The organism is Lactiplantibacillus sp. 7.2.4, from assembly GCF_018991185.1.
GTDB classification, from domain to species: domain Bacteria; phylum Bacillota; class Bacilli; order Lactobacillales; family Lactobacillaceae; genus Lactiplantibacillus; species Lactiplantibacillus pentosus.
In genome coordinates this window covers 1-4,740 of sequence record NZ_JAGYGS010000102.1, presented here as the reverse complement: position 1 = coordinate 4,740, position 4,740 = coordinate 1, and the positions used below count along the sequence as shown (strand labels likewise).

Sequence of the window (4,740 nt, the reverse complement as noted above, 5' to 3'; positions counted from 1 at the left end):
AAAAGAAATTGTTATATACCGGTATTACCACGGCGGCACTGTTTGTGGGGACCCAATTAGGGGTAAACAATGCACAGGCGGATACCACAACGACGGATGATGCCACGGCCAACCAAGCAACTAATACTACTGCGACGCAGGCCAGCACGAAGACTGTCACCAATGAAAAATTAGCAACGGTCAAGCCAACTAGTCAGCAACAATATGATGCCAATGTTCAAACGGCCAAGGGGAATGTTGCGACTTCTAAACAACAGGTCGCCGATGCCCAAGCTAAGGTCACGGCAGCTCAGACACCAGTCACGGCGCAAAGCGAAACCGTTGCGGCTAGTCAGCAACAGTACGATGCAGGCAAGGCTAAGGTGGATGTTGCACAACAAACGGTTGATGCCAATAGTCAATCGGTTGCCACAGCCGAAAAACAACTTGCTGCTAACCAGGCCAAGGTAACCGCCGCTGAAAATAAAATTCCAGCTGACCAACAACAGATTGAAGCTAACAAGACTGCAATTGCAAACCAGCCGGCAACTGAACAACGCGCTCAGACAGCAAAAGCAACTGCCGATACGGCTTTGACGCAAGCAAAAACTGATCAAGCCATGGCACAAACGACCGTTGATAAAGCCAAGCAAGCAACAGCTACTAAACAGGCGGCCGTCGATCAAGCAACTAAGGACCAGCAAGCTGCAACGACCAAGGTCAATCAGGCTAAAACCGCTGTCACCACTGCGCAAACGGCAGTGACTAAGAACGCCCAAGCAATCAGTTCAACTCAGTCAGCAATTCAGAATACGACCAATGAAATTAACGCTAATAATAGTGCCATCAGCGCGGCTCAAGCCAAAGTTGATGCTGCGACGGCAGCGTTAGCCGCAGCCAAGAAGCCATCGACAACGACCGAAAGTCAAAGTCAGTACAGTGCAGCGATGTTTCCACAATCGGATATTACCAGCAGCCAAACGGTGACGCTGGCTTATCCTCAAAATGGCAAGTATGTGCCGAATGTGGATAACATCAACAAGTACATGTTTGAATATATCAACGAATTGCGTGCAATCAATGGTCAACCGGCACTAAAACAGACAACTGCCTTGCAAAATAACGCAATTTCCCGTGCAGCTGCGCAAGTCGATGGCGGCTTGGATCATACGGGCTCGATTTATTCAGAAAACTTGACGCAGATGTATCCGGAATGGTATCTAAGTGACCAGGAAGTTGCGTACGCTGCCATTATGGGCTGGTACGATGAATCTAACAATGTTGAACAGGGCTCATTTGGTCACCGCATTAACCTGATCTATTCGACGGGGAATGCCGGCGTGGCAGCTAACGTAGCTAAACACGTCGCTGCCTTTGAAGTCGACAACGCTGGGATGACCAGTGAAGCCTGGGACAAGTACATTGATTTGTTCGAAAACGCTCATACTTCGGCTGCGACGGGCACGAAATCTTTGCCTGCTGTCACGTTTGACTATGTTCAGACGACGCCGGCTGATCCTAAGAAGATTGCCGCTGCCAATGCCGCATTGAATGCTGCCACGACCAGTTTGACTGGTTTACAAACGACGGGTCGCTCCTTAGCTACCACGCTCGCTAAACAAAACGCCAGCTTACAAACGTTGCAAAATCAAACGAGTAGTTTGAAGGCCACGGTTGCCACTAACCAAGCAGCAGTTGCCGCCGCAATCGCACGCTTAAGTACGGCAAATACGAATCTAGCCCAGGCCCGCGCAGCTTTAGCGCCAGTTCAACAGCAACAAGCCGCTGCGCAACAAAGCTTAACGGCCGCAATCGCTAAGACAGCCGCGGCCCAAACAGCCGACGACACTGCCGCTAAGAATTTAGCAAGTGCCAAGACGCTGGTTGCGGACTTGACTGCTGAAAACACCCGGTTAGCTGCTGAAATCGCCGCCTTACCAGCCCAAATTGAAGCAATGAAAGCTCAAAATAAAGCCGCCGAACAACAAATTGCCATGGCTAAGGCTACGTTGGCGAAGGAACAAGCCCAAGTGGATGCTGCAAAAGCACAATTAGCAGCTGGCAAGGCCTTGTTAGATAGTCAAAAGGCCGATTTAGCACAACTCAACCAAGTATTGGGTGCTGCAAAGGTTGACTTGGCCGTTGCCCAGGGTGATTTGACTGCCACACAAGCTTTCTTGGCTCGGGTCGAAGCGAATAAATATATCGTTACGACGGCTGTTGCCGATGGTGTGACGGAAACTGCTGATCAAGCAACGGCAACAAGCCAGTCAGCACAAACACTTGCCGTCACTGCGAACACGAGTGCTACCGCTACGGCTGACGCAAAGTCTAACGTTACGACGACTGCTTCCGTGAACAGCGCGGCGAAGACGGTTACGAAACCCGCTGCCAAACCAGCAGCTGCTCAAGCGGCGGCTTTGCCACAGACGGATGAGAAACAAGATTCTGGTATGGTAGCCGTTGGTGCACTTGCTGCAGGTCTGGCACTATTAGGTCTGGCCAAGCCACGCAAGCGCGCGTAATTTGTAACTTTAAATATTTATCCCTATCGCAATAAACAAAATAACCTGAGTTCTAAATATCAAATCAATGATATTTGGAGCTCAGGTTATTTTTTGGCTAAATGGGTAAGCACGTTAACGGTCGCTGTCTTTATTTATCCATGGGTGTTCTGTTTTGTTGAAATAAATTTAAGAACTGTAGTAACAATCGGACCTCCTCATCCGTAAAACCGAGTGTACTCATCTTAACCGGTAACTTATCAGAGATTCCAAGTAAATAGTCAGACGACGTGTCGAGAACTGCACAAATTTTGATTAAAACTTCAATGCTAGGGTATGTCTTTCCTTGTTCGTAAGAAGTAATGGCCCATTTTGAAATATCGAGTTGTTGCGCCAATTCAGCCTGGGTTAACTTCTTTGCTTTTCTTAACGATTTTAATTTGTCACCAAAATATTCCATTGTCATCATAGGTTCATTCTATAGAAAATTGTAGTATTTAAAATACAATAGTAGTAATAGATATACCAACATGGGTTTCTTTATGATATTATAAATGCTAGAAAAGGATTTTTAATACTCATTTTTATAGTGTATTTAGTTGATGGAAGACTATTGGAGGAAATTACTATGAAAAAAACACGAATTACGTTGATGTCAACGGCCTTGATTGCTGCGGGCGCAACTGCGATTGGTACTGCAACTACCGCCCAAGCGGATACGACCAATCAGGCAAGCAATAATGCAACAACGGGGCAAGTGCAAACTGCCAAGACTAGCCAAGCAGAACTTGATGGAAACATTAAAAATGCGCAAGCGACTGTGAAGGATGCTAAGGATAAGACGGGGCAAGCACAAACAGCCGCTGATACGGCTAAAACGGCCGCTTCAAAGTCCGCCAATCAAGCAGCGACTGCGCAAACAACAGCGACTAAAGCGCAAACTGCTTTAAGTACTGCCAAGACGAATGAAGTTAAGGCACAACAAGTTGCAGATAGTGCGACTGACGATGCGATTAGCCAAGCACAAGATGCAGTGACTAACCAGCAAGATCAAAATCAGCAATTAACGCAAACGGTTGATACTGCTAAAACGGACGTTGCCAAGGCTGGTGACCGTGTGACTAGTGCCCAAAGTGTGGTCGATCAAACCAATGCTGATGCAACGCAAGCCGATCAAAAGGTTGCTGACGCCCAAGCAAAAGTTGATCATGCACAAGACATTGTCGACGGCAAGTATGCCGCTGCGGCGCAACAAAATTTGGCCAAGGCGCAACAAAATTTAAGTCAAGCGCAAACTAATGCTAACCAGGCTACTGATGCCACAAAGCAGACTAGTCAGGCAGTTAGTGATGCACAGACTAAGGTGGCGACTGCGCAAACGAACCTTGATACGGCTAATCAGGCTCAAAATGACGCGCAAAAGAATGTCGATATTGCGCAACAGGCACAAAGTAATGCGCAACAAGCTTTAGATAGTGCTCAAAGTCAAGGACAAGAAAATTCCAATCAAATCCACTTGAGTCAAGATTATATTAAGGCTTTACGATCCTACAATGATAATCAGAGTGATGCCAATAAGCAGGCATTAATCAAGGCTGGTAAGGCTGTTGAGGAGTCTTTACATTATCAATCAAATTCTGCTGATCAAGCAATTAAAATTAATAGTTTCGATGATTTTACCCCTGAAGTGATGCAACGATTGTCTGAATATGCAGCTCAATTAATTAATTCGATGCGTGATGAATTTGGCGATTCTGATTGGATTGATGGCTACGGACAAAAATTTACAGGACACGGTCACGTAAATGTAACCGCTGGCGGAATCAAATTTGCGATTGATATTGCCAAACAATATGATATCGATAACTGGAACAATGAGAACGGTCATGATGTATCTGCCATCAATAAGGCGGCCGCTGAAAATGGACTAATTTCACATACAAAGATGAATATGTTCGAAGACTTGGCCACCTCAGGTGATGTGCATGAAGGTTCATGGAATTTGACATTGGATGATTTTATGGAGCGGGTGTATGAATCTTTGAGGGGCTTCATGTTCAACGACGTAGAATGGGGGCATGCCAATAATATTCTGGGGGATACCAGTGGTGGTAAAGACCAATCCTTTGGTTTGTCATTTAGCAAGTCTACATTGACAGATTATGAAGGGATTCCTGGAACAACACGTATAATCTATTCACACTTTGTATTTGTTCCTCAACGTTCTGACTACTTTGAAGATGCGTCTAAATTTGAT

General features: G+C 46.1%; 3 protein-coding genes. 2 read left to right on the top strand and 1 reads right to left on the bottom strand.

Features of this window, described 5'->3' with window-relative positions; genetic code table 11:
* A partial coding sequence (locus KGF70_RS16385; protein ID WP_216786508.1) for a CAP domain-containing protein occupies nucleotides 1-2,504 on the top strand: 2,504 nt, incomplete at its 5' end.
* 130 nt (nucleotides 2,505-2,634) lie between these two features.
* On the opposite strand, the gene KGF70_RS16380 is transcribed toward KGF70_RS16385, so the two are convergent.
* Nucleotides 2,635-2,949, bottom strand: coding sequence for a helix-turn-helix domain-containing protein (locus tag KGF70_RS16380; RefSeq protein WP_003637982.1), 315 nt, complete (start codon nucleotides 2,947-2,949; stop codon nucleotides 2,635-2,637).
* 162 nt (nucleotides 2,950-3,111) lie between these two features.
* Between KGF70_RS16380 and KGF70_RS16375 the strand changes: the two genes are divergently transcribed.
* The coding region (locus KGF70_RS16375; protein WP_216768780.1) for an SEC10/PgrA surface exclusion domain-containing protein at nucleotides 3,112-4,740 on the top strand (1,629 nt) is incomplete at its 3' end.